This window comes from Pseudomonas sp. 2957, assembly GCF_031456345.1.
In the GTDB taxonomy this organism is placed as follows: Bacteria; Pseudomonadota; Gammaproteobacteria; order Pseudomonadales; family Pseudomonadaceae; genus Aquipseudomonas; species Aquipseudomonas siliginis.
Map to the genome: position 1 here is coordinate 1,229,209 of NZ_JAVDUL010000001.1, position 26,967 is coordinate 1,256,175.

At 59.7% G+C, this 26,967-nt stretch carries 27 protein-coding genes; 17 read left to right on the plus strand and 10 right to left on the minus strand.

Going from position 1 to position 26,967, the window contains the following annotated elements:
* Nucleotides 1-5 precede the first annotated feature (5 nt).
* The gene (gene gloB / locus J2Y39_RS05555; protein ID WP_073475417.1) at nucleotides 6-773 is read right to left on the minus strand and encodes a hydroxyacylglutathione hydrolase; all 768 of its coding nucleotides are present in this window, start codon (nucleotides 771-773) and stop codon (nucleotides 6-8) included.
* A 66-nt stretch (nucleotides 774-839) separates the two neighbouring features.
* Here gloB and J2Y39_RS05560 point away from each other — a divergent pair, with 66 nt between their 5' ends.
* From J2Y39_RS05560 to J2Y39_RS05575, 4 genes are all read left to right on the plus strand, one after another.
* Nucleotides 840-1,598, plus strand: coding sequence for a class I SAM-dependent methyltransferase (locus tag J2Y39_RS05560; RefSeq protein ID WP_041480625.1), 759 nt, complete (start codon nucleotides 840-842; stop codon nucleotides 1,596-1,598).
* A gap of 91 nt (nucleotides 1,599-1,689) precedes the next feature.
* Entirely contained in the window at nucleotides 1,690-2,160 is a 471-nt protein-coding gene (rnhA, locus tag J2Y39_RS05565) for a ribonuclease HI (RefSeq protein ID WP_007910572.1), read from the plus strand.
* Nucleotides 2,161-2,362: 202 nt separating this feature from the next.
* A complete protein-coding gene (gene dnaQ, locus J2Y39_RS05570) occupies nucleotides 2,363-3,121 on the plus strand; it encodes a DNA polymerase III subunit epsilon (protein WP_041480624.1) in 759 nt (252 codons plus the stop codon).
* A gap of 299 nt (nucleotides 3,122-3,420) precedes the next feature.
* Nucleotides 3,421-4,035 (plus strand): GNAT family N-acetyltransferase, encoded by a 615-nt coding sequence (locus J2Y39_RS05575; RefSeq protein WP_016774208.1) that lies wholly within the window; start codon nucleotides 3,421-3,423, stop codon nucleotides 4,033-4,035.
* Here the strand turns inward: J2Y39_RS05575 and J2Y39_RS05580 are convergent.
* Together J2Y39_RS05580 and J2Y39_RS05585 are read right to left on the minus strand one after the other, a co-directional pair.
* Nucleotides 4,001-4,894, minus strand: coding sequence for a LysR family transcriptional regulator (locus tag J2Y39_RS05580; RefSeq protein WP_310215742.1), 894 nt, complete (start codon nucleotides 4,892-4,894; stop codon nucleotides 4,001-4,003). The two genes, J2Y39_RS05575 and J2Y39_RS05580, sit on opposite strands and share 35 nt — an antisense overlap.
* A gap of 85 nt (nucleotides 4,895-4,979) precedes the next feature.
* Nucleotides 4,980-5,210: a hypothetical protein gene (locus tag J2Y39_RS05585; RefSeq protein WP_071171849.1), complete on the minus strand. Its 231-nt coding sequence runs from the start codon at nucleotides 5,208-5,210 to the stop codon at nucleotides 4,980-4,982.
* A gap of 183 nt (nucleotides 5,211-5,393) precedes the next feature.
* On the opposite strand from J2Y39_RS05585, the gene J2Y39_RS05590 reads away from it, so the two are divergent.
* Nucleotides 5,394-5,951 carry an NAD(P)H-dependent oxidoreductase gene (locus tag J2Y39_RS05590; RefSeq protein WP_310215745.1) on the plus strand — a complete coding sequence of 186 codons (558 nt, stop codon included), beginning with the start codon at nucleotides 5,394-5,396 and terminating at the stop codon, nucleotides 5,949-5,951.
* Between the two features lie 149 nt (nucleotides 5,952-6,100).
* Nucleotides 6,101-7,384, plus strand: coding sequence for an arsenic transporter (locus tag J2Y39_RS05595; RefSeq protein ID WP_310215748.1), 1,284 nt, complete (start codon nucleotides 6,101-6,103; stop codon nucleotides 7,382-7,384).
* Nucleotides 7,385-7,499: 115 nt separating this feature from the next.
* Here the strand turns inward: J2Y39_RS05595 and J2Y39_RS05600 are convergent, their stop codons facing one another.
* Nucleotides 7,500-8,450 carry a DUF1853 family protein gene (locus tag J2Y39_RS05600; protein WP_310215751.1) on the minus strand — a complete coding sequence of 317 codons (951 nt, stop codon included), beginning with the start codon at nucleotides 8,448-8,450 and terminating at the stop codon, nucleotides 7,500-7,502.
* 114 nt (nucleotides 8,451-8,564) lie between these two features.
* Here J2Y39_RS05600 and J2Y39_RS05605 point away from each other — a divergent pair, with 114 nt between their 5' ends.
* From J2Y39_RS05605 to pepN, 6 genes are read left to right on the plus strand one after another with little or no spacing between them, the layout of a single operon-like run.
* Complete coding sequence (locus tag J2Y39_RS05605) at nucleotides 8,565-9,455, plus strand: NAD(+) kinase (protein WP_041480619.1); 891 nt, start codon at nucleotides 8,565-8,567, stop codon at nucleotides 9,453-9,455.
* Entirely contained in the window at nucleotides 9,455-10,426 is a 972-nt protein-coding gene (locus J2Y39_RS05610) for a metallophosphoesterase (RefSeq protein ID WP_150742730.1), read from the plus strand. The genes J2Y39_RS05605 and J2Y39_RS05610 overlap by 1 nt, the downstream gene beginning before the upstream one ends.
* Nucleotides 10,423-11,292 carry a rhomboid family intramembrane serine protease gene (locus J2Y39_RS05615; RefSeq protein ID WP_236169539.1) on the plus strand — a complete coding sequence of 290 codons (870 nt, stop codon included), beginning with the start codon at nucleotides 10,423-10,425 and terminating at the stop codon, nucleotides 11,290-11,292. The genes J2Y39_RS05610 and J2Y39_RS05615 overlap by 4 nt, the downstream gene beginning before the upstream one ends.
* A gap of 34 nt (nucleotides 11,293-11,326) precedes the next feature.
* The gene (locus tag J2Y39_RS05620; protein WP_252869208.1) at nucleotides 11,327-11,587 is read left to right on the plus strand and encodes a YeaC family protein; all 261 of its coding nucleotides are present in this window, start codon (nucleotides 11,327-11,329) and stop codon (nucleotides 11,585-11,587) included.
* Nucleotides 11,584-12,414 (plus strand): DUF2797 domain-containing protein, encoded by an 831-nt coding sequence (locus tag J2Y39_RS05625; protein ID WP_236169540.1) that lies wholly within the window; start codon nucleotides 11,584-11,586, stop codon nucleotides 12,412-12,414. The genes J2Y39_RS05620 and J2Y39_RS05625 overlap by 4 nt, the downstream gene beginning before the upstream one ends.
* Nucleotides 12,415-12,424: 10 nt before the next feature.
* Nucleotides 12,425-15,082: an aminopeptidase N gene (gene pepN, locus J2Y39_RS05630; protein ID WP_310215755.1), complete on the plus strand. Its 2,658-nt coding sequence runs from the start codon at nucleotides 12,425-12,427 to the stop codon at nucleotides 15,080-15,082.
* Between the two features lie 186 nt (nucleotides 15,083-15,268).
* Here the strand turns inward: pepN and katG are convergent, their stop codons facing one another.
* Nucleotides 15,269-17,545, minus strand: coding sequence for a catalase/peroxidase HPI (katG, locus tag J2Y39_RS05635; RefSeq protein WP_310215757.1), 2,277 nt, complete (start codon nucleotides 17,543-17,545; stop codon nucleotides 15,269-15,271).
* Nucleotides 17,546-17,805: 260 nt separating this feature from the next.
* Here katG and J2Y39_RS05640 point away from each other — a divergent pair, with 260 nt between their 5' ends.
* Complete coding sequence (locus tag J2Y39_RS05640) at nucleotides 17,806-18,234, plus strand: hypothetical protein (protein WP_310215759.1); 429 nt, start codon at nucleotides 17,806-17,808, stop codon at nucleotides 18,232-18,234.
* Nucleotides 18,235-18,243: 9 nt separating this feature from the next.
* On the opposite strand, the gene J2Y39_RS05645 is transcribed toward J2Y39_RS05640, so the two are convergent.
* Nucleotides 18,244-20,454: an LTA synthase family protein gene (locus tag J2Y39_RS05645; protein WP_310215761.1), complete on the minus strand. Its 2,211-nt coding sequence runs from the start codon at nucleotides 20,452-20,454 to the stop codon at nucleotides 18,244-18,246.
* A 329-nt stretch (nucleotides 20,455-20,783) separates the two neighbouring features.
* Between J2Y39_RS05645 and J2Y39_RS05650 the strand changes: the two genes are divergently transcribed.
* The gene (locus J2Y39_RS05650) at nucleotides 20,784-21,800 is read left to right on the plus strand and encodes an ABC transporter substrate-binding protein (RefSeq protein ID WP_095179586.1); all 1,017 of its coding nucleotides are present in this window, start codon (nucleotides 20,784-20,786) and stop codon (nucleotides 21,798-21,800) included.
* Between the two features lie 218 nt (nucleotides 21,801-22,018).
* Here J2Y39_RS05650 and J2Y39_RS05655 read toward each other — a convergent pair whose 3' ends face one another.
* Nucleotides 22,019-22,498 (minus strand): copper chaperone PCu(A)C, encoded by a 480-nt coding sequence (locus J2Y39_RS05655; RefSeq protein ID WP_310215763.1) that lies wholly within the window; start codon nucleotides 22,496-22,498, stop codon nucleotides 22,019-22,021.
* Nucleotides 22,498-23,103: an SCO family protein gene (locus tag J2Y39_RS05660; protein WP_016774221.1), complete on the minus strand. Its 606-nt coding sequence runs from the start codon at nucleotides 23,101-23,103 to the stop codon at nucleotides 22,498-22,500. Before J2Y39_RS05660 ends, J2Y39_RS05655 begins: the two co-directional genes overlap by 1 nt.
* Nucleotides 23,104-23,376: 273 nt before the next feature.
* Between J2Y39_RS05660 and J2Y39_RS05665 the strand changes: the two genes are divergently transcribed.
* On the plus strand, nucleotides 23,377-24,303 hold the full coding sequence (locus J2Y39_RS05665; protein ID WP_310215766.1) for a Gfo/Idh/MocA family oxidoreductase: 927 nt from the start codon (nucleotides 23,377-23,379) through the stop codon (nucleotides 24,301-24,303).
* A gap of 96 nt (nucleotides 24,304-24,399) precedes the next feature.
* Here the strand turns inward: J2Y39_RS05665 and J2Y39_RS05670 are convergent, their stop codons facing one another.
* On the minus strand, nucleotides 24,400-25,137 hold the full coding sequence (locus tag J2Y39_RS05670) for a Fic family protein (protein WP_310215770.1): 738 nt from the start codon (nucleotides 25,135-25,137) through the stop codon (nucleotides 24,400-24,402).
* The gene (locus tag J2Y39_RS05675) at nucleotides 25,134-25,397 is read right to left on the minus strand and encodes a hypothetical protein (protein ID WP_016774224.1); all 264 of its coding nucleotides are present in this window, start codon (nucleotides 25,395-25,397) and stop codon (nucleotides 25,134-25,136) included. Before J2Y39_RS05675 ends, J2Y39_RS05670 begins: the two co-directional genes overlap by 4 nt.
* A gap of 205 nt (nucleotides 25,398-25,602) precedes the next feature.
* Between J2Y39_RS05675 and ycaC the strand changes: the two genes are divergently transcribed.
* Entirely contained in the window at nucleotides 25,603-26,232 is a 630-nt protein-coding gene (gene ycaC / locus J2Y39_RS05680; RefSeq protein ID WP_016774235.1) for an isochorismate family cysteine hydrolase YcaC, read from the plus strand.
* Nucleotides 26,233-26,386: 154 nt separating this feature from the next.
* Complete coding sequence (locus J2Y39_RS05685) at nucleotides 26,387-26,587, plus strand: hypothetical protein (RefSeq protein ID WP_310215773.1); 201 nt, start codon at nucleotides 26,387-26,389, stop codon at nucleotides 26,585-26,587.
* Nucleotides 26,588-26,967 lie beyond the last annotated feature (380 nt).

A 26,967-nucleotide genomic window follows, 5' to 3' on the forward strand; every position in this document is an offset into this window, starting at 1 on the left:
GCTTGTCAGAACTTGTCTTTCCATGCCCGCAGAGCCGCAAATACCTCGCTCGGCTCCCGGTTTTGAGCGCCTTCCCGTTCGTCCACTTTTTGTGTAACCAATGTTTCAGAAGTGCGTAAAAACGGATTGGTCAGCTTTTCCAGGGCCAAAGTCGACGGCAATGTCATCACGCCGTTCTGCCGTTGCTGCGTGACCTTTTCCAGACGGGCGGCGACTTCCGGGTTGCCCGGCTCGACGGCGGCGGCAAATTTCAGATTGCTCAAGGTGTATTCATGGGTGCAGTAGACCAGCGTATCTTCCGGCAGGGCCGCAAGACGGCTGAGCGAGCGGTACATCTGCTCGGGTGTGCCTTCGAACAGCCGGCCGCAACCGGCGGCGAACAGGGTGTCGCCGCAGAACAGCAGACCATGGTGGTAATAGGCGATGTGCCCCAGGGTGTGACCGGGTACCGCATAGACGTCGAAGTCCCAGCCGAGCACGCTGACGCTGTCGTTGTCCTTGAGCGCTACGTCGCGCGCCGGGATGCTTTCGCTGGCCGGGCCGTAGACCTTGGCGCCGGTCGCGGCTTTCAGGCGCTCGACGCCGCCGACATGGTCATGGTGATGGTGAGTGATCAGAATATCGCTGAGCACCCAGCCCGGATGCGCGTCAAGCCACGCCTGCACCGGGGCGGCGTCGCCCGGATCAACCACCGCGCAGCGCTGGGTCTGATGATCCTGTAACAACCAGATGTAGTTGTCGGTGAACGCGGGCAGGGCACTGATCTGTATCATCGTCGGAATTCGCCAAGCAGAAAACATTGGCGCATCTTAGTAGTTCCTGGCGCGTTGGAGAATGACATGACCGATAAAGCGTTCGCTCAGGCCGATCCCGACTGGCTGGCATTGATCAGCGCCGCCCGCGAATGGCTGTCGGGGCCGCTCGGGCAATTTCTGCTGGATGAAGAGCGGCGCATGCTCGATGACGAGCTCGGCCGCTTCTTCGGCGGTTATCTGGTGCATTACGGGCCGTCCGCCGAAACCCCGCCGGCCGCGCCGCAAGTGCAGCGCAACGTGCGTCTCGGCGCACCGTTGCCCGGGGTCGAGATCGTTTGCGAAGAGCAGGCCTGGCCGTTGAGCGAGCACGCTGCCGACGTGGTGGTGATGCAGCATGGCCTGGATTTCTGCCTGTCGCCCCACGGCTTGCTGCGTGAAGCGGCGAGCAGCGTGCGCCCCGGCGGGCATCTGCTGATCATCGGCATCAACCCCTGGAGCACCTGGGGGCTGCGGCATTTCTTCGCCAATGATGCCCTGCGCAAGGCGCGCTGCATCTCGCCGTCGCGGGTCGCCGACTGGCTCAATCTGCTGGGCTTCGCGCTGGAGAAACGCCGCTTCGGGTGCTATCGTCCGCCGCTCGCATCACCCAAGTGGCAGAACCGTCTGGCCGGCTGGGAACGCAAGGCCGGTGACTGGCAATTGTCTGGCGGCGGCTTCTATCTGCTGGTGGCGCGCAAGATCGTGGTGGGGCTCAGGCCGTTGCGCCAGGAACGCCGCGAGCCGATGGGCAAGCTGATTCCGCTGCCGATGGCCAAGGTCAACCGCCGCCGTATCGAACCGTAAATCTTCTTTTATTTGTGGCCGGGCTTGTCCCGGCCGCGGTCATTGTCGATCCGTGATTGGCAGGACAGGCATTTTTTCTGGAAAGACTGGCATGAGCGAAAGCGTGGAAAGCGTCGATACCGTAGAACTGTTCACCGACGGCGCCTGCAAGGGCAACCCCGGCCCCGGCGGCTGGGGCGCGCTGCTGGTGTGCAAGGGCGTCGAAAAGGAACTGTGGGGCGGCGAGGCCAACACCACCAACAATCGCATGGAGCTGCTCGGCGCGATTCGTGGCCTCGAAGCGCTCAAGCGCCCCTGCGAAGTGCTGCTGGTCACCGACTCGCAATACGTGATGAAAGGCATCAACGAGTGGATGGCCAACTGGAAGAAGCGCGGCTGGAAAACGGCTGCGAAAGAGCCGGTAAAGAATGCCGACCTGTGGAAAGAGCTGGACGAGCAGGTCAATCGCCACAAAGTCACCTGGAAATGGGTGCGCGGGCACATTGGTCATCACGGTAACGAGCGGGCTGACCAACTGGCCAATCGTGGCGTTGACGAAGTGCGTGGTTACAAGCAGAGCTGATTTCGCTTCTAACCGTGGCGTAGCCATTCGCGAGCAGGCTCGCTCCCACAGGGAAATGTATTCCAGGCCTTGAATTGGAATGCATTCCAATGTGGGAGCGAGCCTGCTCGCGAAGGACCCGGCACGGTCTGACTGAAACACCCCGCCGAGCGTGTTAACATCCGCGCCTTTGCCCGATTGACCCGTTGAGAGCTGAGCACTGATGGCCACCAGATCCGTTGTACTCGATACCGAAACCACCGGCATGCCGGTGACCGATGGTCACCGGATCATTGAAATCGGTTGCGTCGAACTGATCGGTCGGCGCCTGACGGGCCGGCATTTCCACGTTTATCTGCAACCGGATCGCGAGAGCGACGAAGGCGCGATCGGTGTGCACGGCATCACCAACGAATTCCTCGTCGGCAAGCCGCGCTTTGCCGAAGTTGCCGATGAGTTCTTCGAGTTCATCCAGGGCGCGCAACTGATCATCCACAACGCGGCGTTCGACGTTGGCTTCATCAACAACGAATTTGCCTTGATGGGCCAGCACGATCGCGCCGATATCACCCAGCATTGCACCATCCTCGATACCCTGATGATGGCCCGGGAACGTCACCCGGGGCAGCGCAACAGCCTCGACGCGTTGTGCAAACGTTACGGCGTCGACAACTCCGGCCGTGAACTGCACGGCGCCTTGCTCGACTCGGAGATTCTCGCCGACGTCTACCTGACCATGACCGGCGGCCAGACCAGCCTGTCGCTGGCTGGCAACGCGTCTGACGGCAATGGCACGGGCGAGGGCGCCGACAACTCGGCTACGGAAATCCGCCGCCTGCCGGTCGATCGCCAGCCAGCACGGATCATCCGGGCGACCGAAGAAGAACTGGCGGCGCATCTGGTGCGGCTGGAAATCATCGCCAAATCGGCGGGAGCGCCGGCGTTGTGGACGCAGATTGCCGAGGCTGATGCGCAGGTCTGAAAAATCAAAAGATCAGAAGATCAAAAGATCGCAGCCTTCGGCAGCTCCTACGGGGATTGCATTCCATAGTAGGGGCCAGAAGGCAGCGATTTTTTGCGTTTGGCGACATGGAGCCAAGTTGCCACCCTCGCCACATTCGCCACAACCCTCTACCCTGAGTGCACTGGTCAGGTGCAAATCTGCCGCCTCAGGACACTGAGCCTCATGTACAAAGAGTTGAAATTTGCGCTGGCAATCATCCATCGCGACGGTAAGGTCGACACCGTCGGCTGCGTCAAGGAATGAGGACTTTTCCCAGTATGCAACCGGTCATGAATCCGAAATACCCAGGGTTGTCGGTGCGTGTAGCCGACGAAGGTTTTGCGCCGTATATCTGGGGCAGCGACTTCAGTTTCGAGGTCGCTGCCTACGGCGCTGCCGTGATCGGCAAACCGGTCGAGCAATGGCCGGTAACGCCAATCGTGCCGTACCGCAAGTGCTACGGCATCGATCCCGAAGAATTCAGCGCCTTTCACAACGCGCCCGACAGTGCGATTTTCATGGCGTACCTGGACGACGAGCCGGTCGGCCACCTGGTGATCAGCACCAACTGGAACGGCTTTGCCCACATCGATGAACTGGCGGTGCACGCCCCGGCCCGCCGCCACGGTGTGGCCAAGGCGTTGCTCGATGTCGCGCAGTTCTGGAGTCGCAAGAAGAAGCTGCCGGGCATCATGCTCGAAACCCAGAACAACAATCTCGGCGCCTGTCGTCTGTATGAGCGCTGCGGTTACGTGATTGGCGGCATCGACCAGTTGCGCTATCGCGGCATCGATCCGCATACCGCCGAAGTCGCGTTGTTCTGGTATCGCCTGTTCGATAATCCGCTGGAAAAACCACTCAGCTCGACAACATCGCCTCGGCTTGTTCCGTGACGATCGCCAGCAAGGTCTGAATCGCCGCCGACGGCGCGGCATGTTTGAAGGTCAGGGCGTAGAGGCTGATCGGCACCGCCGGTGACAATGGGCAGACGTCCAGGCCACCGGCGCGGGCGCCCAGAGCGGTGAACGGATCGACGATGGCCAGACCTTCGCCGGCCTCGACCATGCTGCGCATCATCTGATGGGTCTGCACGCGGGTCTGAATGCTTGGCGCCGGGCGCAAGGCCTGAAGTTTGTTTTCCAGCGCCGGGCTCAGCGGATCCTGACCTTCGAGACCGACCATGGCCTGACCGGCCAGATCCGCGAGGGAAATGTATTTCTGTTTCGGCTGCAGCCAGCCGTGCGGAGCGAGCAATTGCAGCTTGCCCTGGGCCAGCGGCTGGCAGTGGATATCGGGGTGTTCGGGATCGTGCAGGCTCAGGCCCAGATCGCTTTCGCGCAGTAACAGGCTGCGAACGATGTCGCGAGTCGGCGCGCTGAGCAGGCTGCAAGGTGCGTCCGGCAAGCGCCGACGCAGAGTCGCAAGGCTTTGTGGCAGCAATTGCTGGGCCAGCGGCGGGGTGCCGATGATGCGCAAGGGCGGGGCGAGGTACTGCTTGAGGCTGCTGGCCAGACGCTGCACCGGCTCAAGCGCCTCATAAACGTGTGCGATTTCCACCTGCAAGGCGCGCGCTTCGGGGGTCGATTGCAGGCGCCCGCGAACGCTGGCGAACAGCATGAACCCCAACTGACTCTCGGCTTCGCGCAAACGCTCTTCGACCTCGGTCACCGGCAGTTGCAGCCATTCGGCGGCGGTGCCCAGGTGACCGGTCTGCAAGAGCGCCTGAATCACTTCGATGTGGCGTAAACGCATGCGTGAAGTCCATGTTCAGCAGGTGGGGTCAGACGCTGAATCCTACCCCAAGTCCGCTCGCATGACTTCTGCTCATAACGCTAGGTTATTGAGCGACGGTTGGCTCAGGTTCGCGGATCAGGGTAATGCCTGATTGCACCAGGAGAAACTCGCTGTCACTGACCTTGTTGACCCGATCGCCAATGGCGAGTTTGTAAATGGGCTCCGAGCCAGTGGATCCGTCTGCAGACGGGTTCGATTCCTGGAATTCATGCACGGAATAAACGCGGCCTTCCGCATCTCTTGCATGAAACTGACCGACGAGTACTGCTGCCATCTGCTTAGAACCTCTGGAGATAAAACGCTTGATTTGCGGCTTTGTAGACCGTCAGCAAGCTCGGTAAGTTTTCCTACGGGAAAAAAATATTCCTCGCGCAGGAAAAACCAATGACCACTGGTGAAAATGTCACTGGATCATCTATAACTAGCGACTCTTCCCACGGACCATCGAGAGTCATCCATGAGCAATGTCTACAACGTCGCTGTAGTGGTCGGTAGCCTGCGCAAAGCATCGATCAATCGCAAAGTCGCACTGGCCCTCGCCGAACTGGCACCGGCCAATCTCAAGCTCGAGATTGTCGAAATCGGTGAACTGCCGCTGTACAACGAAGACATCGACGGCGCTTCTCCGCCGGCAGCCTACAGCACTTTCCGTCAGAAAGTGGCGTCATCCGACGCGGTGCTGTTTGTTACCCCCGAGTACAACCGCTCGATCCCGGCACCGTTGAAGAACGCCATCGACGTCGGTTCCCGTCCTTATGGCCAGAGCGCGTGGAGTGGCAAACCCGGCGCGGTGATCAGCGTATCGCCAGGCGCCATCGGCGGCTTCGGCGCCAACCAGCACCTGCGCCAGACCTTTGTTTTCCTTGATATCCATTGCCTGCAACAGCCGGAAGCCTACCTGGGCGGCGCCGGTAACGCGTTCGACGAATCGGGCAAACTGAGCGACTCGGTGAAACCGTTCCTGCAGAAATTCATCGATGCGTACGGCCAGTTCGTCGAGCAACACAAGAAATAAACTTACCGAAACTCACTGTGGGAGCGAGCCTGCTCGCGAAGGCGGACTGTCAGATAAGAATTTCGCGTCTGACACACCGCTTTCGCGAGCAGGCTCGCTCCCACATTTGTTCGATTTCCACTCGTTTCGCTATTTGAAGGCTTCTGCGAATGCTCGCTGCGTCACTGATTTTCCTGCTGACCATCACCCTCGTCATCTGGCAACCCAAAGGTCTCGGCGTCGGCTGGAGTGCAACGTTGGGCGCCGTGCTGGCGTTGATTTTTGGCGTCGTTCACCTCACGGACATCCCGCTGGTCTGGCAGATCATCTGGAATGCGACCGGCACCTTCGTCGCGCTGATCATCATCAGCCTGTTGCTCGACGAGGCTGGTTTTTTCAACTGGGCGGCGCTGCACGTGGCGCGTTGGGGGCGGGGCAGTGGGCGCAAACTGTTTGCCTTTATGGTGCTGCTCGGCGCGCTGGTCTCTGCGCTGTTCGCCAATGACGGCGCGGCGCTGATACTCACACCGATTGTGATTTCGATGCTGCTGGCGCTGCGCTTTTCACCGGCGGCGACGCTGGCCTTCGTCATGGGCGCCGGGTTTATCGCCGATACGGCGAGCCTGCCGCTGGTGGTGTCGAACCTGGTCAACATCGTTTCTGCGGACTTCTTCAATATCGGCTTCAACCGTTATGCAGCAGTCATGGTGCCGGTGAACTTCGTCAGCGTGGCGGCGACGCTGGGCATGTTGCTGTGGTTTTTCCGTCGTGACATCCCGGCGGCTTACGACCCGGAACAACTGGAAAATCCGCAAACCGCGATCCACGACAAAGCGACGTTCTACGCCGGTTGGGCGGTGTTGGTGATCCTGTTGATCGGCTGCTTTGCCCTCGAACCGCTGGGCATTCCGATCAGCGCTATTTCCGCTGTGTGCGCCGCGCTGCTGCTGGGTATCGCTGCGCGCGGCCACAAGATCTCCACGCGCAAAGTGATGAAAGAAGCGCCGTGGCAGATCGTGATTTTCTCGCTGGGCATGTACCTGGTGGTGTACGGCCTGCGCAACGCCGGGCTCACCGGTTACCTCGCCGGGTGGCTGGACGTATTCGCCGGTCACGGCGTGTGGGGCGCGGCCATGGGCACCGGGGTGCTGACGGCGCTGCTGTCGTCGATCATGAACAATCTGCCAACGGTACTGATCGGCTTGCTGTCGATCGACGCCAGTCAGGCCAGCGGCGTGATCAAAGAAGCGATGATCTACGCCAACGTGATCGGCAGCGACCTGGGGCCGAAGATCACTCCGATCGGCAGTCTGGCAACGTTGTTGTGGCTGCATGTGCTGGAGCGCAAAGGCATCCATATTGGCTGGGGCTATTACTTCCGTGTCGGGATTGTGTTGACCGTGCCGGTGTTGCTGGTGACGTTGGCGGCACTGGCGGTGCGGCTATCCCTATAGACCGAGTTGCTCTTTTCGCGAGCAGGCTCGCTCCCACAGGGATCGCATTCCACATTTGAGATGCTTTCTCTGTGGGAGCGAGCCTGCTCGCGAATTGGGTCAGGCACTACAAATCTCAGGCTTGGCCGGGGACATTCGGCCAAAGATCCGCCACCAGAAACAAACGTTCGGCCTCTTCCCTTTCGCCCTGGGCATTCTCGGTCAGGCGTACCATCAACTGCGCCGGGGCCAGTGCTGGCAGGTCTTCCAGCCACAAACGCAGGTGCTCATCTGTCCAGACCTGATCCGCCGGGTAATGCGCCGGCGCCAGCCACGCATGGCGGGGCAGGGGTTGCCAGCGGCCCGGCGGGCGCTGTGCGACAAACGCCGGCCAGTCCTTCTGATGCAGCCAGCTGCCACGCAGATGTTGTGGATGCGCGCCGTTCGGTGAGTCGGCCTGCCCCGGCCACGGATACAGCAGATAACCGCCCAGCCACAACTGCGCGCTGAAGGTTTCGATATCCAGCGCCGCGAGCACCTCGCGGCTTTCCGGGCGCGCCGAGATCGGCAATTGATGCTCGGCCAGATGTGCCAGTTTGCGATCCAGCCGGTCATGACAACCCGGCCCCAGCCACTGCGCGGGATCGCGGCCATCGCCATCCTGCGGGCCAAGGTAGAGCTTGATCGCCAGTTCCAGATGATGCACGCCGTCGCGGTCACGCAGCAGCATGTCGAGTTCGCCGAGGGTGTGCCCGGCGCGGCGAATCGGCAGGTTGGCGGCGATCAGTTCGATGCCCGGCGCATGCGAGACGGCGAACTGCCAAAGACGCTCGTAATACAGACCCAGACGCCGGGTGCGCGCCTGAGACAGCCATTGCAGCAGGCCGTAACTGTCGCGGTCGAGCTGGTGCAGCCAATGTTCGAGGCGCTGCGGGTCGTGCACCCATTCGCTGCCGGCAAGCGGATGGCGCTGGGGCCACGGCGTGGCAGCGAGCATCGGCGGCGCGAGGATCACCCACGCCAGGTCCCGCACTTCGGGATGGCGTAATCGATGGGGCAATTGCAACAATTCGGGGAACAGGATCATCTTGCGAGCATAGCCTTAAACCTGAGTGCACCCTTGAGGCTGAAAGGATTTTGTCTATCTGGCGCTTTCGCCCATAATCGGGTTTTCGCGTTTTCGATTGTCCGCAGAGGTCCCATGGAGCAATTTCGTAATATCGGCATCATCGGTCGCCTGGGCAGTTCCCAGGTGCTGGATACCGTCCGCCGACTGAAACGCTTTCTGCTCGACCGTCACCTGCATGTGATCCTCGAAGACACCATCGCTGAAGTCCTGCCCGGCCATGGCCTGCAAACCTCGTCGCGCAAGATGCTCGGCGAAGTTTGTGACATGGTCATCGTCGTCGGCGGCGACGGCAGCCTGCTCGGCGCCGCGCGGGCGCTGGCCAGGCACAATATTCCGGTGCTGGGCATCAACCGCGGGAGCCTTGGCTTCCTCACCGATATTCGCCCCGACGAGCTGGAAATCAAGGTCGCCGAAGTGCTCGACGGCCACTATCTGGTAGAAAACCGTTTCCTGCTGCAAGCCGAAGTGCGTCGCCATGGCGAGGCCATCGGCCAGGGCGATGCGCTCAACGATGTGGTGCTGCACCCGGGCAAATCGACGCGGATGATCGAATTCGAGCTGTACATCGACGGCCAGTTCGTCTGCAGCCAGAAGGCCGACGGCCTGATCGTCGCGACGCCGACCGGCTCCACTGCCTACGCGTTGTCTGCCGGCGGGCCGATCATGCATCCCAAGCTCGACGCTATTGTGATTGTGCCGATGTACCCCCATACCTTGTCGGGACGGCCGATCGTGGTCGATGGCAACAGTGAGCTGAAAATCGTCGTGTCCAAAGATATGCAGATCTACCCGCAGGTGTCCTGCGACGGCCAGAACCACTTCACCTGCGCACCGGGCGACACCATTACCGTGAGCAAGAAAGCGCAGAAGCTGCGCCTGATTCATCCGCTCGATCACAATTACTACGAGGTGTGCCGCACCAAGCTTGGCTGGGGCAGCAAGCTGGGGGGCGGAGGCGACTGATGCTCGATCCCGCGCGCAGTTACGACCTGATCGGTGACGTGCACGGATGCGCCATGACCCTCGAACACTTGCTGGACCGTCTCGGTTATCACAAGCAGGGCGGGGTCTGGCGGCATCCGTCGCGCATGGCGGTGTTCGTCGGCGACATCATCGACCGTGGCCCGCGCATTCGCGAGGCGCTGCACATCGTCCACGACATGGTCGAGGCGGGGCAGGCGCTGTGCATCATGGGCAACCATGAATTCAATGCGCTCGGCTGGGTCACCCCGGCGCCACCGGGCAGCGGCAAGCAGTTCGTGCGCGAACACACCAAGCGCCACGCGCGGCTGTTGCAGGAAACCCTGAGCCAATTCGAGGGCCATCCCGGTGACTGGCATGACTTCCAGCAGTGGTTCTACGAGCTGCCGCTGTTCGTCGATGCCGGGCGCTTCCGCGTCGTCCACGCTTGCTGGGACGCCGGACTGATCGAGCCGCTGCGGGCGTTGTTCCCCAATGGCTGCGTCGATGAACACTTTCTCCAGGCCTCGGCCGTTCCCGGCAGCTTCGCCTGCACTGTGTTCGATCGCTTGCTGCGTGGTACCGACATGCGTCTGCCGGGCGGCCTGACCATGACCAGCGGCGACGGTCTGGTGCGTTCGTTCTTCCGCACCAAGTTCTGGGAAGACGACCCGAAAACCTACGGCGACATCGTGTTCCAGCCCGATGCACTGCCGGAACCTGTCGCGCAGACGCCGCTGACGTCCACTGAAAAGAATTCCTTGCTGCGCTACGGCGTCGACGAGCCGTTGCTGTTCGTCGGCCACTACTGGCGCAGCGGCAAACCGGCGCCGATCCGCCCGAACCTCGCGTGCCTGGATTACAGCGCCGTGCTCTACGGCAAACTGGTGGCCTATCGTCTGGATCAGGAAACGCGCCTGGATCCGCAAAAATTTGTCTGGGTCGATGTCGAGCGGCCGGAGGTGCTGCAATGAGTGCGGTAGCGGTATTGCGCCTGCCGTTGGCGGTGGATTTGAGCGGTTTCGTCAAACTGTTGCAGCGCATGCAGGTCCCGCATCGGGTCAGCGAAGAGGCGGGCGAACAGGTGCTGTGGGCACCAGAAGAAATCAGCGAAGACGTGCGTTCCTTGTACGAGCGCTTCCCGGCCGGCGACCCGGATCAGCAACTGGATGTACCCATGGGCCAGACCTTCAAGCGCCCGAGCTTCGCCGAGCAGCTGAAACACGCCAAAGCCACCGGGTTCATTCTGCTGTTGAGCCTGATCGTCGGCGGTCTGACCTTCCTCGGCGAAAACCTGGAAACGCTGCGCTGGCTGACCTTCCTCGATTTCCGCGTGATCGGTGAGTACATCCACTTCACGCCGCTGGCCGACAGCCTCGCGGCGGGGCAGTGGTGGCGGCTGGTGACGCCGATGCTGATCCACTTCGGCATCCTCCATCTGGCCATGAACGGCATGTGGTACTGGGAGCTGGGGCGGCGCATCGAGTCGCGCCAGGGCAGCATCAACCTGATCGGCCTGACGCTGCTGTTCAGTCTGGTGTCCAACTACGCCCAGTTCGTCTGGAGCGGCCCGAGCCTGTTTGGTGGGCTGTCCGGCGTGCTTTACGGCTTGCTCGGGCATTGCTGGATCTTCCAGTTGCTGGCGCCGAACCCGGCCTATCGTCTGCCGCGCGGCGTGCTGGTGATGATGCTGGTGTGGCTGGTGGTGTGCATGTCCGGGCTGATCTCGCTGATCGGTTTCGGCCAGATCGCCAACGCCGCGCACCTGAGCGGGTTACTCATCGGATGCTTTACCGGTTTGTTGGGCGGTTTGTATAACCGCCGTAAACTGGCCGTCTAACATTTTTGTTTCAGCAAAGAGCACGGAGACCCTGATGTCCTCTTTCAACGACATGATCAACAACATCACCCCGGACATCTACGAAAGCCTGAAACTGGCCGTGGAAATCGGCAAATGGTCCGACGGCAACAAACTCACTGTCGAACAGCGCGAGCTGTCGTTGCAGGCGATGATTGCCTGGGAAATCCAGAACCTGCCTGAAGACCAGCGCACCGGTTACATGGGCCCGCAAGAATGTGCGTCGAAGTCGATCGAAGTGCCGAACATCCTGTTCAAATCGGATGCCATCCATTGATCGAGATTGGCCGCGGTGCAATCAGCAAAATGTCGGCGCGTCTGGACGGGTCGAACGTGCAGTACGCGTTTCGTCTGGATGACGTCGAGGTGCCGGTCAATCCGTTGATCGGCAGCACGCTGCGTCTGGAATTTTTGGGGGCGATCCACTGCACCCATTGCGGGCGCAAGACCAAAACCAGTTTCAGTCAGGGTTATTGCTACCCGTGCATGACCAAACTGGCGCAGTGCGACCTGTGCATCATGAGCCCGGAACGCTGCCACTTCGACGCCGGCACCTGCCGCGATCCGGAGTGGGGCGAGAAATTCTGCATGACCGACCATGTGGTTTACCTGGCCAATTCGTCAGGCATCAAGGTTGGCATCACCCGTGCCACGCAGTTGCCGACCCGCTGGCTCGACCAGGGCGCGAGTCAGGCGCTGCCGATCATGCGCGTGTCTACGCGGCAGCAATCGGGCTTTGTCGAGGACCTGTTCCGCAGCCAGGTGGCGGACAAGACCAACTGGCGCGCGCTGCTCAAAGGTGATGCGGCGGCGGTGGATCTGCCCCAGGTGCGCGACCAGTTGTTCGAAAGCTGCGCCGAAGGCCTGCAAGGGTTGCAGGAGCGATTCGGCCTACAGGCGATTCAGACGATTGCCGATGTCGAACCGCTGGAAATCCGCTATCCCGTCGAGCAATACCCGGCGAAAATCGTCAGCTTCAACCTGGACAAGAACCCGATTGCCGAAGGCACGCTGCTGGGGATCAAGGGCCAGTACCTGATCTTCGACACCGGCGTGATCAACATTCGTAAATACACGGCGTACCAGCTCGCCGTGCATCAATAAGGATTCCAGCATGCGCACCGAGCAACCGAAGATGATTTACCTCAAGGACTATCAGGCGCCCGAGTACCTGATCGACGAAACGCACCTGACCTTCGAGTTGTTCGAGGACCACAGCCTGGTTCACGCGCAACTGGTGATGCGCCGCAACCCTGAACGCGGCGCCGGCCTGCCGCCGCTGGTGCTCGACGGCCAGCAACTCGAGCTGCTGTCGGTGACGCTGGCGGACCAGGAGCTGAGCGCCGCTGACTATCAAGTCTCCGACAGTCACCTGACGCTGCAACCGACCAGTGAAACCTTCACCCTCGACACCAGCGTGCGCATCCATCCGGAAACCAATACCGCGCTGGAAGGCCTGTACAAGTCCGGCACGATGTTCTGCACCCAGTGCGAGGCCGAAGGCTTCCGCAAGATCACCTATTACCTCGACCGCCCGGACGTGATGAGCAAGTTCACCACCACCGTCGTGGCCGAACAGCACAGCTACCCGGTGTTGCTCTCCAACGGTAACCCGATCACTTCCGGCCCCGGCGAAGACGGCCGGCACTGGGCGACCTGGGAAGATCCGTTCAAGAAACCGGCGTACCTGTTTGCGCTGGTCGCCGGTGATCTGTGGTGCGTCGAAGACACTTTCACAACCATGAGCCAGCGCAACGTCGCGCTGCGCATTTATGTCGAGCCGGAAAACATCGACAAGTGCCAGCACGCGATGAACAGCCTGAAGAAATCCATGCGCTGGGACGAAGAGGTCTACGGTCGCGAGTACGATCTGGACATCTTCATGATCGTCGCGGTCAACGATTTCAACATGGGCGCGATGGAGAACAAGGGCCTCAACATCTTCAACTCCAGCGCCGTGCTGGCCCGCGCCGAAACTGCCACCGACGCCGCGCATCAGCGGGTCGAGGCGATCGTCGCCCACGAATATTTCCACAACTGGTCGGGCAACCGCGTGACCTGCCGTGACTGGTTCCAGCTGTCGCTCAAGGAAGGCTTTACGGTGTTCCGCGATGCCGGTTTCTCCTCGGACATGAACTCGGCGACGGTCAAGCGCATTCAGGACGTGGCCTATCTGCGTACTCACCAGTTCGCCGAAGATGCCGGGCCGATGGCCCACGCCGTGCGTCCGGACAGCTTCATCGAGATTTCCAACTTCTACACCCTGACCGTGTATGAAAAGGGCTCGGAAGTGGTCGGCATGATTCACACCCTGCTGGGCGCCGAAGGCTTCCGTAAGGGCAGCGATCTGTATTTCGAACGCCACGACGGTCAGGCCGTGACCTGCGACGACTTCGTCAAGGCCATGGAAGATGCCAATGGCGTTGACCTCAGCCAGTTCAAACGCTGGTACAGCCAGGCCGGCACACCGCGTCTGGCCGTCAGCGAGTCCTACGACGCTGCGGCGAAAACCTACAGCCTGACCTTCCGCCAGAGCTGCCCGCCGACCCCGGACAAGGTAGAAAAACTGCCGTTCGTGATTCCGGTCGAGCTCGGCCTGCTCGACAGCCAGGGCAATGAAATCGCTCTGCGTCTGGCTGGTGAAGCTTCGGCACAAGGCACCACTCGGGTGATCTCGGTGACCGACGCCGAGCAGACCTTCACTTTCGTCGACATTAACGCACAGCCGCTGCCGTCGCTGCTGCGTGGCTTCTCGGCGCCAGTGAAATTGAGCTTCCCGTACAACCGCGATCAACTGATGTTCCTGATGCAGCACGACAGCGACGGCTTCAATCGCTGGGATGCCGGTCAGCAACTGTCGGTGCAAGTGCTTCAAGAGTTGATCGGCCAGCATCAGAAAGGCGAGAGCCTGAAGCTCGATCCGCGTCTGGTGTCGGCGCTGCGCACGGTGCTGTCCGATGAGTCGCTGGATCAGGCGATGGTTGCCGAAATGCTCTCGTTGCCGGGTGAGGCTTATCTCACCGAGATCAGCGAAGTGGCTGACGTCGAGGCGATTCACGTCGCTCGCGAGTTCGCCCGCAAGCAACTCGCCGAAGGCTTGTTCGAAGCGCTGTGGCTGCGTTATCAGGCCAACCGCGATTTGTCGAAAAAGACTCCGTACGTGGCCGAAGCCGAGCACTTCGCCCGTCGCGCCTTGCAGAACATCGCCCTGTCGTACCTGATGCTCAGCGGCAAGCCGGAAGTGTTGGCAGCGGCGCTGGCGCAATTCGAGGCTGCCGACAACATGACCGAGCGCCTGACCGCGCTGGCGGTGCTGGTCAACTCGCCGTTCGAAGAGCAGAAGGCCCTGGCACTGGCCAGCTTCGCCGAGCACTTCAAGGACAATCCGCTGGTCATGGATCAGTGGTTCAGCGTGCAGGCCGGCAGCACCTTGCCGGGCGGTTTGGCGCGCGTCAAGGCGTTGATGCAGCACCCGGCGTTCAACATCAAGAACCCGAACAAGGTGCGGGCACTGATCGGCGCGTTCGCCGGGCAGAACCTGATCAACTTCCACGCGGCGGACGGTTCCGGTTATCGCTTCCTTGCCGATCTGGTGATCGAACTGAACGGCTTCAACCCGCAGATCGCCTCGCGCCAACTGGCCCCGCTGACCCGCTGGCGCAAATACGACAGCGCGCGTCAGGCGTTGATGAAGGCTGAGCTGGAGCGGATTCTGGCGTCCGGGTCGCTGTCCAGTGATGTGTATGAAGTGGTGAGCAAAAGCCTGGCGTAACGCCGATTAAATGTTTGGGGCGTTTAATTGATCGTTCCCATGTTCTGCGTGGGAATGCCTCTCTCGACGCTCTGCATCGGCTTTGGGACGCAGAGCGTCCCTTGCTGCATTCCTTTGCTGCGCGTGGGAACGATCAACAAAAAAATGCCGCTCAACGAGCGGCATTTTTATTGGCACAACAAACAGCTATTTACGCAGATCAAACCGATCCAGATTCATCACCTTCGTCCACGCCTTGACGAAATCGTTGACGAACTGCGCCTTCGCGTCGGAACTGGCATACACCTCGGCCAATGCGCGCAATTGCGCATTCGAGCCGAACACCAGATCCACTCGAGTCGCCGTCCACTTTGGCGCCCCGGTCTTGCGGTCACGGCCTTCAAACTCATCGGCATCCCGTGACGTTGGGGTCCACTCAACTCCCATGTCCAGCAGGTGGGTGAAAAAGTCATTGCTCAGCGTTTCGGTTTTATCGGTGAACACGCCATGCCGGGTCTGGCCAACATTGGTGTTCAATACCCGCAAACCACCCAGCAGCACGGTCATTTCCGGTGCCGTGAGGGTAAGCAATTGCGCCTTGTCGATCAGCAGGGTTTCTGCCGCAACCGTGTATTTGCCTTTGCTGTAATTGCGGAAACCATCGGCGATCGGTTCGAGGAAGCCGAACGATTCAACATCGGTCTGCTCCTGCGAAGCATCGACGCGGCCTGGCGAGAACGGCACCGACACTGAATGCCCGGCGTTCTGCGCGGCTTTTTCCACTCCGGCATTACCGGCCAGGACGATCAGGTCCGCCAGCGAGATTTTCTTGCCACCGGCGGCGCCGTTGTTGAACTCGCTCTGAATGCTTTCCAGCGTGCTCAGCACTTTGTCCAGTTGTTCGGGCTGGTTGGCCTGCCAGAACTTCTGCGGGGCCAGACGCAAGCGTCCGCCGTTGGCGCCACCGCGCTTGTCCGAACCGCGGAAGGTCGATGCTGCAGCCCACGCGGTCGAGACCAGTTGCGACACCGACAGTCCTGAATTCAGCACCTTGTTTTTCAGCGCCGCAGCGTCGCTGTCATCAATCAGCGGGTGCGTCACGTCGGGCAGCGGGTCTTGCCAGAGCAATTCCTCTTGTGGCATTTCCGGGCCGAGGTAGCGAGAGAGCGGCCCCATGTCCCGATGGATCAGCTTGTACCAAGCGCGGGCAAATGCGTCGGCGAGCTGATCGGGATTGGCCAGGAAACGCCGGGAAATCTGCTCGTATGCAGGATCGAAGCGCAGCGCCAGGTCAGAGGTGAGCATGGTCGGCGAGAGCTTCTTGTTCGGATCGTGAGCGTGGGGAACGGTGCCTGCACCCGCGCCGTTTTTCGGTTGCCACTGATTGGCGCCCGCCGGGCTTTTGGTCAGCTCCCACTCGAAGCCGAACAGGTTTTCCAGATAGTTGTTGCTCCACTGCGTTGGCGTGGTGGTCCAGGTCACTTCCAGACCACTGGTGATGGTGTCGGCGCCTTTACCGGTGCCGAAGGCGTTTTTCCAGCCCAGACCCTGTTGCTCCAGACCGGCCGCTTCCGGTTCGGGGCCGACATTGTCAGCCGGGCCGGCGCCATGGGTCTTGCCGAACGCGTGGCCGCCGGCGATCAGGGCCACGGTTTCTTCGTCGTTCATGGCCATGCGGCCGAAGGTTTCGCGAATGTCCTTGGCCGAGGCCACCGGATCCGGGTTGCCTTCCGGGCCTTCAGGGTTGACGTAGATCAGGCCCATCTGCACGGCGGCGAGGGGATTTTCCAGATTGCGTTCGCCCTGATCGGTGCGGCTTTCTTCACGGCCATGCAAATCGGGCTCAGCCACCAGCGTGCCGTCACCGGGCTCTTGCACTGGGCCATTGCTCTTGCCGTAACGGTTGTCGCCGCCCAGCCACTCGGTTTCCGAACCCCAGTACACGTCTTCATCCGGTTCCCAGACATCGGCGCGGCCCCCGGAAAAACCGAAGGTCTTGAAGCCCATGGACTCCAGCGCGACGTTGCCGGTGAGCACGATCAGGTCGGCCCAGGAAATGTTGCGCCCGTATTTCTGCTTGATCGGCCACAGCAGGCGGCGGGCCTTGTCGAGGCTGACGTTGTCCGGCCAGCTGTTGAGCGGGGCGAAGCGTTGCTGACCGGAGCCGGCGCCGCCACGGCCGTCGGCGGTGCGATAGGTCCCGGCGCTGTGCCAGGCCATGCGCACGAACAGTGGGCCGTAATGGCCGAAATCGGCTGGCCACCAGTCCTGAGAATCAGTCATCAGTGCTTTGATGTCTTGTTTCAGCGCCTGGAAGTCGAGGCTTTTGAAGGCTTTGGCGTAGTCGAAGTCCTGGCCCAGTGGATCGGACTTGGGGGAATGCTGGCTGAGGATTTTCAGATTGAGTTGATTCGGCCACCAGTCACGGTTCGTCGTACCGCCGCCGGCGGCGTGGTTGAACGGGCATTTCGATTCGTTTGCCATGTTCGGATCCCTATCAGGTCTGCGGCCGGCTCGTGCCGACTTCGGACTGGTAAGGCTAGACCCGAGTTGGCAAGTCGGCTAATAGCCGCAGTCTTGGCAGGCGATAGGCAGGCTCTTTTGCTACCTCGATATCGTGATGCAAAAGCGGCGTTATTTCGAAGCGATCTTAAAAACTGTCAGCTTTGACAGTGGTTGATACCACGCAATCCCAATACGTTGGAGTCAACGCAACGTCACCTTTACCTCAAGGGAATATCGACATGTCTCAGGACAGAACAAGTGACCTTATGAACAAACGAAATGCTACCGGTAGCTTCGTCGCGTTTCTCGATGACGATAAATTTCTGGAGAGCAAGTTATGTGTTTATGCAGAGACCGAGAAGGAATTTATCATCATCGGAACTGAAGATTTTATAAACACGGTCGATTTGTCTGTGCCGAATGCGCTAGAGGGAGATGGTCCTCACACAGTGATTTTTCCAACCATGGGGCGGCATTGGAAGGTTGTGATCAATCATTTTGACCAACCTATTATTGAGGGTGAACTTATCATCACCTTTTCCAATTTTCGCAAAACCGTAACAGGCACTTTTGCTCTGGATCTGGGAAAAACCGGGAAAGTGACAGGCGATTTCGATCTTACACTCGTTAACCCGAAGCAAAGTGACAGGCGAGTGCAGCCTTTATAAACAAAGACGTCAACTCGATTGCGCGGTGTCGTCCTCGGGCACGTCATCAAGAATGTCATCCTGCCCAGGCAGTTCAGTGATCACGCTGAAGTCCGATACTTCAACCGCGCCATTGCCGTAGCCCAGCAAATGAAACGAGAAGGCTTTGCGCGGCTGCGGGTTTTCAAAGCTGAAATCCATCTCCAGCGGCTGATCCGCCGTGGCGACCATTTCTGCTGGCAGGCCCAGTTGCACGTCCTGTTCAAATTCCTTGGCCTTGAGCTGAATGTACGCCGCCTGCTGCGGATCGACCGAGCGCACGGTCAGGCGCACGCGGGTGTGCGAGCCTTTGGGCATTTCCAGGTATTGCGCGCCGATCAGGTTGTCGGCCCAGTCATCCTTTATCTGCGCTTGCAGAGGGATGATGTTGTTGCTGCCGAACTGGTAGCGATGATTGAGCGGTGTGCGCAGCAAGGACAGGTCCAGCGCATCGGCGCGCGCGGCGATTTGCCGGGCCGGGTGGCCGCTGTAGGTGCCTTTGTATGTGGCACTTTCGGCGATGAAACCGGTGCTTTGGTAATAGCGGCAGCGGCGCGGCAGATCGCACTCGGAGAAGATGCCCTGACCGTTGTGGTAGCGCAGTTTGCCGTTGGTGAACGACATGATTTCTCGCCCCGAATCGTAGTCGCGAAACAGCGACCGCCCGCTCAGCGCAGTCGGCACCGGCAGGTCGAAATAGTCGAGGATCGAGGTGCTCAGATCGACGTGACCATAAACCCCGGCATTCAGACGCGGCAGTTGCGCCTGCTCCGGTGCCAGCGTCAGGTTGAAACCCCACGAGGAGGCCAGCCGCACGCCGTCGATGCCATGGGATTCATCCGAGGTGATCACCACCAGTGTGTCCTTGAGAACGCCTTGGCGCTCCAGCCCTGAAAGAAACTGATCCAGCGCATCGTCGAGATAACCGACGGCAGCCTGCTTGGGCGTCTCATAACGCTGCAGATAATCCTCCGGTGCGGAGTAGGGCTGATGGGTGCCGACCGTCAGCAGAGTCAACATCCACGGCTGCTTTTGCTTTTTCAACTGGCCGACGTAATCCAGCGCACCTTCAAAAAACGCCTTGTCATCCTTGCCCCACGGGAACTCCAGATAGTTGCTGTTGCTGAACCATTCCAGGCCGTGGGTCGCATCGAAACCGATGTGCGGCATGATCTTGTCTTTGGCCATGAAGCGCAGGCCGGCGCCCTGCAAATAATGAGTGCTGAAGCCGTGTTCGCGCAGCTGCGCCGGCAGGCAGGCCTGATTGCGTTCGTTGAGGGTGAGCATTTCCACGCCTTTGGGCGTGCCGTTGTTGAGCTTGTCGTAGTCACCGCACAGCATGGCGTACAGACCGCGAATGGTTTGATGGGTGTGCAGCACGTAATCCGGAGTGTTCATGCCGCGCTCGGCCCAGCGGCTGAGGTTGGGCATCAGGTCTTCCTGGTAATGACTGCCGATCGCTTCGCGGTTGGCGCGGATGTAGGCGCCGGGGATTCCTTCCAGGGCAATGATCAACACATTGCGCGCCTGACCCGGCGCGGCGAGCAGCTTCTGGCCAATGAGATCGACATCGGTGAGCCCGGCCATCGCCGGTGTCGGTTCTTCGACGTCGCCGTCCAGCCACTCCTCGGCCTGGATCTGCAAGTCGGCCACTTCGCTAGCGAGCAATTGATGCGGCAGGTTGTACAGGCGCCAGGCGTCGCCGTCATTCGGCCACAGGTTTAGCGCGCCCCAGTGCGCGGCGAACAAAACGATCGGCGCTGCCCAGGCCGCGCGCGGCAATGCCGGACGAGCCAGACCGCGCCCCACAAATTGGGCCAGCAGCCAGAAAACCAACGCACCCAGCAAGGCAATGGCCAGGGCAGGGTGCGCAAGTCCGCCGCCAGTGGAGTTCTCGACGAACTGCGGGTCGATCAGGTAGTGAACATCCGAAGGCGTCGGCAGGCGGCCGACGGCGCTGACCAATTCTGCCGTGGCGATCGCCAGCAGCGCCCAAATCACCAGCACCGGCAAGGCCAGCCACCACGTACGGCGATGCAGCGCTACCACCAGCAGACTACCCACGGCCAGATCCGACAAAAAGCCCAGCGGTGTCGACCAGCCCAACGCTGCACGCAGGCACACCGGCACGATCATTACCAAAACGATTAGAGAAAGAAGGCGGGCATTCGGCCGCCGCAGCCAGTTGAAAAGAGCGCTCACAAAAAAGGCCTGCTTGTCATCAAAGGGTCAAAAAAGTGTGGGTGATGATACCAAGGGCAGGAAGGCTGATCGGCTTTTTAAAACCCGCGGCCGGCGATCCCCGAAACGGCGCGTGCCCATAGCGGGCGTGGGTTGTGGGGCGCAGTGCCATTTTTCCCGAGGGCAGTTTTTTGTTTCAGACTGTTGTAGGTTCATCCACTGCTCCTGAATTCCAGCAGCAGACGTCAAATCGCTCAGTGCTATCGATATGCGATAAGGATATTTAATTTCTATTTTTTATAGCTATAAAGTCAGGCCTTTCAGCCCACCCCCCATGCTGCGAGGTTGTCATGGCCACACCGTTCAAACGTTCTGCGCTGACTCTGTTGGCCGCTACTCTGGCAGCGGGTGCGCTGTTCAGTAGCGGCGCCCAAGCCGAGGGCAGGATCAGCATCGCCCAGCAATTCGGCATTGGTTACCTGATTCTCGATGTCGTACGCGATCAACAGCTGATCGAGAGACACGGTAAGGCTCAGGGTCTGGACATCAAGGTCGACTGGAACAGCATTTCCGGCGCCACGGCGATGAACGAGGCGCTGCTGACCGGAGCGCTGGATGTGGTCTCGGCCGGCGTGCCGCCAATGCTCACCGTGTGGGACCGCACCAAGGGCAAGCAGAATGTCAAAGCCATCGCCGCGCTGGGCTCGATGCCCAATTACCTGCTGACCAACAACCCGAACATCAAAACCCTCAAGGACTTCAGCGACAAGGACCGTATCGCCGTGCCGGCCGCAGGCGTAGGTTTTCAGTCGCGCACCCTGCAAATTGAAACCGCGAAAGAATTCGGCGACGACCAGTTCAAGAAATTCGACAACATTTCGGTCAGCCTGCCGCACCCTGACGCCACCGCCGCGCTGATCGCCGGCGGCTCGGAAATCAATTCGCATTTCTCCAGCCCACCGTTTCAGTACCAGGCTCTGCAAAACCCCAACGTGCACAAAGTGCTGAGTTCCTACGACATCCTCGGCGGCCCGGCGACGTTCAACGTGCTCTACACCACGGAAAAATTCCACGACGAAAACCCGAAAACCTACAAGGCGTTCTACGACGCACTGGCCGAAGCCGAGCAGATCATCAAAGCCGACAAGCCCGCCGCTGCCCAAGCCTACATCCGCGTCGAACAATCGAAACTGCCGCTGGCTCTGGTCGAGCAAATCGTCAAAGACCCGGAAATCGACTTCACCGTCGTACCGCAACGCACGTTTATATATGCCGAGAAATTGCAGGAACTGGGCGTGTTGAAGAACAAAGCGGCGAGCTGGAAGGATTACTTCTTTGAAGAAGCGCATGGTGGTGCGGGGAGTTGAGGGATTGGGCATCACCCGGAACTACTGTAGGAGTGAGCTTGCTCGCGAAAGCGGAGTTTCAGCCACAGATGAGTTGACTGGCCTGACGCCTTCGCGAGCAAGCTCGCTCCCACAGGTTTAGCCGCGTAAACCCTCTTCCGGGCAAAAAAACGGGGCGGCCCGATCATCGATCAGGCCGCCCCGTTTATGTGTCGGGCGAACAGTCTTTCCGTCAGCGATCAATGCATCTTGCTGTGATCGTGGCCGCCCATGTTGGTCAGCGCGCGGACCGGTGCCTTGACTTCAATGGTTTCTTTCTCGCCCTTGACGTTTTCCACGGTCAGGGTCAGCGGCACGCTGTCGCCTTCCTTCAACTGACCATTCAGGCCCATCAGCATGACGTGGTAGCCGTTCGGGTCGAAGCTCACGGCTTTGCCGGCAGGCAGCTCAACGGACTTCACCGGGCCCATGGTCATCACATCGTTCTTCATGCTCATTTCATGAATCTGAACGTCCTTGGCCACTGGCGAGGCAACGCTGAGCAGCTTGCTGTCGGTGTCGGCAGTGACGGTCATGAACGCGCCGCTGGCGGACTGGGTCGGCACGGTGGCACGGACCCAGGCATCGTCGACTTTGGTCTGCGCCGACACCTGGAAGGCCAGGCCGAGCAGGGACAGTGCACATACGGTGCGTTTGAGGTGATTCAGAACGGGATGCATCAGCAGACCTCCATAACAGTAAGCAAATCTTCCGTGCACTCTTGGGCTGTCAGCGAAGTGGACAGGCCCAGGCGCAACTCACCACGCGAGTCGTAGACGTAGCTGGTGGACGTATGGGAGATGGTATAGGTGTCGCCGGCCGGGACCTTCTCGTAGAACACGTCGAATTCCTTGGCGGTGGCCTTGGTTTCCTCAAGTGTGCCGTACAGCGCGACGAAGCTCGGATCGAAGGCTTTGACGTAGGCGTCGAGGATCTGCGGCGTGTCGCGCTCAGGGTCAAGGGTGATGAACACCACTTGCAGGCGGTCGCCGTCGCGGCCCATGAGTTTCTTGATCTGCGCGGCGCGGGCCAGGGTGGTGGGGCAAACGGCCGGGCACTGGGTGAAGCCGAAGAAGATCATCGGCATCATCCCGCGAAAGCTCGACAGCGACATGGTTTCGCCTTCGGGGTTCTTCAGCTTGAAGGTGCGTCCGAGGATCTTGTCGCTCAGATCCTTGCCGTACTTGTACGACAGTTGGCCACGTGTGTCGCAACCGGCGAGCAGGCCGAGCCCGAGCACGCCCATTCCCGCAAGTACCTTGCGGCGAGTCAACAAAGCCGTCATCTAATACCGCCTTTTGCAGCCCGCGAGTCGGCAGGACTGGCGGGGGGTTAACCGTAAAAGCGCCGCATGATAGCAAACTGAGGCTGATCGCCGGCTGCCGATCGCCGCGCGGTGCGGGATCGGACGACAAAAGGTGTAAGAAGAAATGACGAATAAGCGATGCGTTCGCCGCGACCAAACTTGATTTAAATAGTATGACGATTGGAGGCGAGCGCAGAAACACGTACTCTTGCCGCTGCGCTGCAAAGACCAAAACAACAACAGGAGTCTGTAATGCAACCGATTCGTCTCGGCCTGGTGGGCTACGGCAAGATCGCCCAGGATCAACACGTCCCCGCCATCCTCGCCAACCCGGCGTTCCAGTTGGTGGCGGTCGCTACCCAAGGCAAACCTTGCGTCGGCGTGGAAAACTTCCAGTCGCTGGGCGAACTGCTCGAAAACGGCCCGACTGTCGACGCAATTGCGTTCTGCACGCCGCCACAGGGGCGCTTCGCACTGGTGCAACAGGCGTTGGCTGCCGGCAAGCACGTGCTGGTGGAAAAACCGCCCTGTGCGACATTGGGCGAGGCTATGGCCCTGGTCGATCAAGTCGCCGATCAAGGCGTCAGCGCTTTGTTCGCCTGGCATTCACGCTACGCACCGGGCATCGCCGCCGCCCGTGACTGGTTGGCCAGCCGCACCCTGCAAAGCGTTCGGATCGACTGGAAGGAAGACGTACGCAAGTGGCATCCGGGTCAAGCGTGGATCTGGCAGCCGGGCGGCCTCGGCGTCTTCGACCCGGGCATCAACGCGCTGTCGATCGTCACCCACTTGCTGGCGCTGCCGCTGTTTGTCGAAGCCGCCGAACTGCGCGTGCCGAGCAACTGCCAGTCGCCGATTGCTGCCTCGATCAAAATGTCCGATGCGCAGCAGTTGGACGTTCGCGCCGAGTTCGATTTCGACCATGGCCACGACGAACTGTGGAGCATCGAAATCCGCTGCGTCGAAGGCGTCCTGCGTCTGGACAATGGCGGCGCGGTGCTAAGCATCGACGGCGTGAAGCAAAGCGTGTCGGAGGAGGGCGAGTACGCAGCGGTCTACCGCCACTTCCAGCAATTGATCAGCGACAAGGCCAGCGACCTCGACCTGCAACCGTTGCGCCTGGTGGCGGACAGTTTCTTTGTCGGTAGTCGGGCGTTGGTTGAGCCGTTTTACGATTGAGTGAATTTCAGTTTGAGTCGTCAGGGTGCGTAAGCAGGTCTGCGTCGCGCAGACCGCCAGACAAATAAAGCCTGCTTTTAACAGCAGGTTTCTTGGTCACTTTATTGGCTGCGTTCTGTAGGTTTCATACAGTTGCTGAATGTCGGGATTGTCCAGATTCGCGTAGACGATTCCTTCCTTGTCCAAACCGTCCAACCCTTTGATATCGCCAATCACTCCGGGCCATTCCTCACGGCTTGAGATGTTTACGACGTGAGGCTTCAGATAATCGTCCAGGTGGCCTCTGGAAGGATCGCGGATCTCGTCGCTGAGCGCCCGTAAATACGCATCTTTGTTGGTCTTCGACCAATCGATGGCGAACTTGGCTCGATAGCATAGTTCCATGTGAACGAGCAGGATGGTCCGCCCATTACCATCCAGAAACGGATGAGCGAAAGCCAATTGGCCCATCACCTCGCCAGGGCGCTCGTGGAAGCGTTTTTTGTTTGCAGCGAGCTCCAGCGCATATTCGACGGATCTTTTAATCAGCTCAGGTCGCTCGAAAGGTGTGTGATGCGGATCGTCTTTTGATCCTTTGAAAACCGCGAGGTGGGGAACAAGCTCATTCCTGTCTTTGCCTGACCATGGGTAGAAACCGGCAAACAGGATTTCATGAGTTTTGAGTATCGCTTGATAGTCGATGGATCTCTTTTTTGCCAGATGAGCAAGGGCTTCTTCGATACTGGCTTCGAAAGAGAGATGTTCCGATTCCTTTACTTCAACCGGGTCTTTCAGCTTGAGCGAGTTGCGAAGGTAGCCTTCAGTTTCGAAATCGCCGAAGGGGTCGAACGTCATGCGCTGAGCTGCTTTTTCGAACGCCTTTTTTCCTGAAGGTAACGTCCTTGCAAGGCCATGATTTCTGCCTTGTTCAACACACCCTTTCGCTTCAGATTAACCAGCAACTGCTCAACATTATCTAGCTCGACGGCATCACCAGCCAGTTGCGTTATCGTTGCCGCCATGCGGCTCAGGCCGTCACGCTCGGCGCCAATGCGGTGTTTTTCTGCAAGCTTGCATACTTCGCTCGCGACGCTGTCAGTGGCTGATTCGCTCATTGTTAACCCCTCGTTTTCTCTGTCGGAGCATAGCATGGCGCCGTTCTGGCGGATTAACCGTCGAGCATTTCAACGTTTGCCATTGTCCGGTTTGAGTGGACGGTGAAACACTTTTCAGCCGATTTATCCCTTTGCTGTGCGTCAGTAATCTGTACCCAACTTGAACGCAACAACAAAACTCCAAACTTGAAAAGGGACGCACACCATGACCACTCCAACCTACAACCGCCTGAACAAAGACGACGCTATCGTGCTGCTGGTTGACCACCAGACCGGTCTGATCTCGCTGGTGCAGGACTTCTCGCCGAACGAGTTCAAGAACAACGTGCTGGCGCTGGCGGATCTGGCCAAGTTCTTTGACCTGCCAACCATCCTCACCACCAGCTTCGAACAAGGCCCGAACGGCCCGCTGGTACCGGAGTTGAAAGAGATGTTCCCGGACGCGCCGTACATCGCTCGCCCAGGTCAGATCAACGCTTGGGACAACGAAGACTTCGTCAAGGCAATCAAGGCCACCGGGCGCAAGCAGATCATCATTGCCGGTGTCGTAACGGATGTCTGTGTAGCGTTCCCGACCCTGTCGGCGCTGGCGGAAGGTTTTGATGTGTTTGTGGTGACTGATGCGTCCGGCACCTTCAACACCACTGTTCAGCAAGCCGCGTGGAGCCGCATGACTCAGGCCGGCGCACAGATGATGAACTGGTTCTCTGTAGCTTGTGAGCTGCACCGCGACTGGCGCAACGACATCGAAGGCCTGGGCAATCTGCTGTCGCAGCGTATTCCCAACTACCGCAACCTGATGAACAGCTACTCGGCGCTGACGCAGCAGAAGTAAGCCTCCTACACAACGCAAAAGCCTGCTTTAAACAGCAGGTTTTTTGCGTTCAGGGCCGGCCGGCGAGTCACCGTTCGTCCATTGCCGGGCACTTGTCACGCGCCGGCATTTCACACGTTCAGGTATCTATCGCTGAATCACATCGGAGACCGACATGGACATTGATGAAAACGCACCGGGCAACCAGTCGCAACAAGCCGTGACGCGCACCACCGACAACGAGACCGGGCACGATCCCAAGCGGGAAAATCCCGAGGTGCCTTTGCCGCCGGACGATGAGGGACCGGTCGAGGAAGATATGTCAGATGTGGATGCGGCCAATTCGGTGTCAACCGAACATCCGCCGTCACGCTGATCGAGCGATTTAATCGATGCCTCCCACTCTGGAATTAGAGTGAGAGGCTCTCCCGCGCACCCTGATGCAGTTCAGTCACCGACATCGTGAAAACCAGTTTCGACCGGCCATGGTTGGAATATCCGTGCGCTAAATCCCCGGTGGGAGCGAGCCTGCTCGCGAAGACCGCGGCACATCCAGCATCTTTGCCGACTGACCCAGCGCTTTCGCGAGCAGGCTCACTCCCACAATGTTCCGCGTTGACCAATGATTTGGTGGTGCCACAAAACCCTGTGGGAGCGGGCTTGAACTGGTCAAGTAATATTGGACACCCGTTAGGGTTTTTCAGGCCGCCATTTTCTCCATGGCGACCGGTGACCGGTAGTTGTTGTAGCTATGGA

What these genes read in the sequence shown, in the direction of transcription:
- J2Y39_RS05655 (WP_310215763.1), bottom strand. Translation starts at nt 22,498, where the DNA reads ATGCATCCCGTTCTGAATCACCTCAAACGCACCGTATGTGCACTGTCC.
- rnhA (WP_007910572.1), top strand. Translation starts at nt 1,690, where the DNA reads ATGAGCGAAAGCGTGGAAAGCGTCGATACCGTAGAACTGTTCACCGAC.
- J2Y39_RS05610 (WP_150742730.1), top strand. Translation starts at nt 9,455, where the DNA reads ATGCTCGATCCCGCGCGCAGTTACGACCTGATCGGTGACGTGCACGGA.
- ycaC (WP_016774235.1), top strand. Translation starts at nt 25,603, where the DNA reads ATGACCACTCCAACCTACAACCGCCTGAACAAAGACGACGCTATCGTG.
- J2Y39_RS05585 (WP_071171849.1), bottom strand. Translation starts at nt 5,210, where the DNA reads ATGGCAGCAGTACTCGTCGGTCAGTTTCATGCAAGAGATGCGGAAGGC.
- J2Y39_RS05560 (WP_041480625.1), top strand. Translation starts at nt 840, where the DNA reads ATGACCGATAAAGCGTTCGCTCAGGCCGATCCCGACTGGCTGGCATTG.
- J2Y39_RS05685 (WP_310215773.1), top strand. Translation starts at nt 26,387, where the DNA reads ATGGACATTGATGAAAACGCACCGGGCAACCAGTCGCAACAAGCCGTG.
- pepN (WP_310215755.1), top strand. Translation starts at nt 12,425, where the DNA reads ATGCGCACCGAGCAACCGAAGATGATTTACCTCAAGGACTATCAGGCG.
- J2Y39_RS05605 (WP_041480619.1), top strand. Translation starts at nt 8,565, where the DNA reads ATGGAGCAATTTCGTAATATCGGCATCATCGGTCGCCTGGGCAGTTCC.
- J2Y39_RS05675 (WP_016774224.1), bottom strand. Translation starts at nt 25,397, where the DNA reads ATGAGCGAATCAGCCACTGACAGCGTCGCGAGCGAAGTATGCAAGCTT.
- J2Y39_RS05575 (WP_016774208.1), top strand. Translation starts at nt 3,421, where the DNA reads ATGCAACCGGTCATGAATCCGAAATACCCAGGGTTGTCGGTGCGTGTA.
- J2Y39_RS05580 (WP_310215742.1), bottom strand. Translation starts at nt 4,894, where the DNA reads ATGCGTTTACGCCACATCGAAGTGATTCAGGCGCTCTTGCAGACCGGT.
- J2Y39_RS05600 (WP_310215751.1), bottom strand. Translation starts at nt 8,450, where the DNA reads ATGATCCTGTTCCCCGAATTGTTGCAATTGCCCCATCGATTACGCCAT.
- J2Y39_RS05650 (WP_095179586.1), top strand. Translation starts at nt 20,784, where the DNA reads ATGGCCACACCGTTCAAACGTTCTGCGCTGACTCTGTTGGCCGCTACT.
- J2Y39_RS05595 (WP_310215748.1), top strand. Translation starts at nt 6,101, where the DNA reads ATGCTCGCTGCGTCACTGATTTTCCTGCTGACCATCACCCTCGTCATC.
- gloB (WP_073475417.1), bottom strand. Translation starts at nt 773, where the DNA reads ATGATACAGATCAGTGCCCTGCCCGCGTTCACCGACAACTACATCTGG.
- J2Y39_RS05670 (WP_310215770.1), bottom strand. Translation starts at nt 25,137, where the DNA reads ATGACGTTCGACCCCTTCGGCGATTTCGAAACTGAAGGCTACCTTCGC.
- J2Y39_RS05665 (WP_310215766.1), top strand. Translation starts at nt 23,377, where the DNA reads ATGCAACCGATTCGTCTCGGCCTGGTGGGCTACGGCAAGATCGCCCAG.
- dnaQ (WP_041480624.1), top strand. Translation starts at nt 2,363, where the DNA reads ATGGCCACCAGATCCGTTGTACTCGATACCGAAACCACCGGCATGCCG.
- J2Y39_RS05620 (WP_252869208.1), top strand. Translation starts at nt 11,327, where the DNA reads ATGTCCTCTTTCAACGACATGATCAACAACATCACCCCGGACATCTAC.
- J2Y39_RS05640 (WP_310215759.1), top strand. Translation starts at nt 17,806, where the DNA reads ATGTCTCAGGACAGAACAAGTGACCTTATGAACAAACGAAATGCTACC.
- J2Y39_RS05590 (WP_310215745.1), top strand. Translation starts at nt 5,394, where the DNA reads ATGAGCAATGTCTACAACGTCGCTGTAGTGGTCGGTAGCCTGCGCAAA.
- katG (WP_310215757.1), bottom strand. Translation starts at nt 17,545, where the DNA reads ATGGCAAACGAATCGAAATGCCCGTTCAACCACGCCGCCGGCGGCGGT.
- J2Y39_RS05615 (WP_236169539.1), top strand. Translation starts at nt 10,423, where the DNA reads ATGAGTGCGGTAGCGGTATTGCGCCTGCCGTTGGCGGTGGATTTGAGC.
- J2Y39_RS05660 (WP_016774221.1), bottom strand. Translation starts at nt 23,103, where the DNA reads ATGACGGCTTTGTTGACTCGCCGCAAGGTACTTGCGGGAATGGGCGTG.